Genomic DNA, 3,127 nt, shown 5'->3' on the forward strand with positions numbered 1-3,127 from the left:
ACCTTGCAGATGATTGCCTAATCCTCTCAAGTCAGGCGTTGGCAAGGGAGAAATATTCTCTATAATGAGCCTATGAGGATGGTATCAGTCAGGAATGAGCGCGTGGTGATTGAAACACTGAACTATGAAGCGGCAATCAGCAAGTGTGACGAACTGGCAGCATTAGTCGCTCGGCACACTGACACTAGGGGAAACGGTGTTCATCCAACGGCGATTAATCAGTTAGAATTCATGCGGCAATCTGATACTTTAGCCACAATGCAGGGAGTCGCCGAACCGATTCTCGGCATTGTCGTTCAAGGCAAAAAAGAAGTGTTGCTAAATGAGGAAACCTATCAGTATGGCGTAGCTCAATATCTAGTGGTTTCGGTGGATTTGCCGCTTTGTGGATTGGCGATCGAGGCGACCGAAGCGAAGCCGTATCTAGGATTTAAGCTAGATTTAGACCCCGTTCAACTCTGTGACATTATTGCTCAAACTAACCCAGGCATGGGTAAGAAAGAAAACTCGGTTAGAGGCTGGTTCATCAGCGATGCCGATCCATCGTTGATTGATTGTGCTATCAGGCTGACACGGCTTTTGGACACACCGCAGGATATTCCATTCCTAGCACCAATGATCGTCCGCGAAATCTACTACCGTTTGTTAATTGGTGAACAAGGTGAAGCAGTTCGCCAAATTGCCACATCGGGCAGCAATATGCAGCGCATTGCTGAAGTGATAAAACTTATCAAGGCTGATTTTACAAAGCCACTGCGGGTTGAGGATCTAGCTCTTCAAGCCAATATGTCTCCTTCCTCGTTCCATCGCCATTTCAAAGAAGTCACCTCGATGAGTCCGCTGCAATATCAAAAGCAATTAAGACTATTGAAAGCGCGTCACCTAATGCTTGCCGAGAATGTCGATGCGACCCATACAGCCTATCAGGTGGGGTATGAAAGTCCTTCACAGTTTAGTCGCGAATATTCTCGGATGTTTGGTGCCTCTCCTATGAAGGACATTGAACGATTACGAACAGCTTGAGTAAAGACTGTGAGTTCGCTAAAGCAAACTGCAAACATCCGACTCACACCCTTTTTGCTTTTTCCTCATTTCACCAGAGCGATCGCTTATATCCCCTGAATGGGAGCAAAGCGCATTCGGGGGCTTTACGCATCACCCATCGTAAAGCTATTTGCTTCGATCAAGGATAAAAATGATAGAGGCTGACTCATATTAGCAGCAAAGCCCAAAATTCCTGGATCTCGATGAGAGTAAATTAACTGGCCTTTGCTATCAAACAAAAAAGTTCCACCACGCTGAGTTAAGTAGGCAGAATTTGGTACATAAGTGTGCCAATTGCTTAGAACTTCCACCATATTACGTAGTCGGAGAGTTGCTAATTCAAAAGGACGTTGAAAACCATTTGGGCCAGCTAATCGGAAAAACGAGCCTTTAAAAGCAGGTAGAGGAGTACCTTGAATAATTTCATCATCTTCAATGAGTTGAGGGGCTTGACGATCTCCCCTGTATCCCCGAAAAACTTCTCTTAGCGTTCCCGGACTTCCAAACCCTGCACACATTAACATTAGATTTAGCCAAGCTTTCTGAGCAGGGGAAAGTCCAGGTAGAGTCAGATTCAGACCAGAATAAAGTTTGAGTTGGTGATGTAGTTCTGCATTCGGTTCAACAAATAAATTTTGGGCTGAAAATCCTGTATATTGACAGAATCTTGTTCCAGAGGTGCGTGAGCCAATTCCCACTGCACGAATAGCGAGTTTTTCAGGAGGCAATTTTTTAGCTTTGCGCTGTAACCACCATGCATATTCAAGGCTATCAAAATCCCCAAGTTGTGGCCAGACTAAAATCAGGATATGTGAGGCAGTCTCGCAATTTTCTAGTAGGGGTCGGGTCATGCCATCACTAACACACTGAAGTTCAGTCTGATTAAGGATATTGTAGGGATTCATTAAAAATGATTAACTGCTATTGAGCTATCCAATTTTAATTTACAAGAAGTAAGTTGATCAATATAAATTTGTGTATGAGAGCCAAATGTTAAAAGAACTTCACCTCCAACAAGTTGGTCCTGCTGCCCATTTTGATGTCGCATTTGCCGATAGGCTCAATATATTTACGGGTGATAATGGTTTAGGTAAAAGTTTTTTACTCGATATTGCATGGTGGGTGATGACTACAAATTGGGCGGAGCAACCAGCGTACCCACAGCGAGTCAGAGGTGAAAATCCACAAATTACAGCCGTAGTTAGCAATAAAAAAAATATAAGAGAGTATCAGAGCCAGTTTGATTTTTCTGAACAGCAATGGCGTAATTTACAAATGCCGCCTTTATTAAAAGAAGTAGTTATTTATGTGCGGGTTGATGGTAGTTTTTCCATTTTTGACCCAGCTCGCCAACGCGATATTCCTTTTGACTTTAATCCAAATACACTTTGGAATGGATTAAAGTCAAAAGGTAAAGTTATTTGTAATGGTCTAATTCAAGATTGGGTTACATGGCAGAATCAACCCAATAAATATCCATTTGAACTCTTTTCTAATGTCATTAAAAAACTTGCACCTCACCCTTCCGAATGGATAGAAGTGGGAGAAACAACGCGAGTTTCTATTGAAGACGTGCGCGATATTCCTACAGTGAACCTACCTTACGGGAATGTTCCTGTCACTCAAACATCAGCCGGAATGAAGCGTATTCTGGGACTAGCTTATTTACTAGTGTGGACTTGGTACGAACATAAAAAAGCTTCCGAACTGCGACAACAAAAGCCAGTAAATCAGATAGTTTTACTAATTGACGAAATTGAATCTCATTTGCATCCTCGTTGGCAGAGGGTGATTTTACCAGCTATTTTATCTGTGGTAACAGAATTACAACCCAGGATGAAGATACAGGCTTTAGTAACTACTCATTCTCCACTTGTTCTTGCTTCTTTAGAGCCAAATTTTCATGAGCAAGAAGATAAACTATTTTTATTTAAATTACAAGATACAGAGGTTAGTCTTGACGAAGTACCTTGGTCAAAACAAGGGGACATAGTTGGATGGTTAACCTCAGATATTTTTGGACTCAAACAAGCCCGTTCCAAAGAAGCAGAAATCGCAATTGAAGCAGCAGAGGCTTGGATGC

At 42.3% G+C, this 3,127-nt stretch carries 3 protein-coding genes; 2 read left to right on the forward strand and 1 reads right to left on the reverse strand.

The genetic code is table 11. From position 1 onward, the window contains the following. The first annotated feature begins 72 nt into the window (after positions 1 to 72). Positions 73 to 1,023, forward strand: a complete 951-nt coding sequence (locus TOL9009_RS0105545) for an AraC family transcriptional regulator (protein WP_313770048.1) — start codon at positions 73 to 75, stop codon at positions 1,021 to 1,023. A 125-nt stretch (positions 1,024 to 1,148) separates the two neighbouring features. Here TOL9009_RS0105545 and TOL9009_RS0105550 read toward each other — a convergent pair whose 3' ends face one another. Further along, entirely contained in the window at positions 1,149 to 1,949 is an 801-nt protein-coding gene (locus TOL9009_RS0105550) for a peroxiredoxin-like family protein (RefSeq protein WP_029631713.1), read from the reverse strand. Between the two features lie 85 nt (positions 1,950 to 2,034). Between TOL9009_RS0105550 and TOL9009_RS38285 the strand changes: the two genes are divergently transcribed. Continuing rightward, the coding region (locus tag TOL9009_RS38285) for an AAA family ATPase (RefSeq protein WP_038296184.1) at positions 2,035 to 3,127 on the forward strand (1,093 nt) is incomplete at its 3' end.

The sequence above is a fragment of the [Scytonema hofmanni] UTEX 2349 genome (assembly GCF_000582685.1).
Lineage (GTDB): Bacteria > Cyanobacteriota > Cyanobacteriia > Cyanobacteriales > Nostocaceae > Hassallia > Hassallia hofmanni.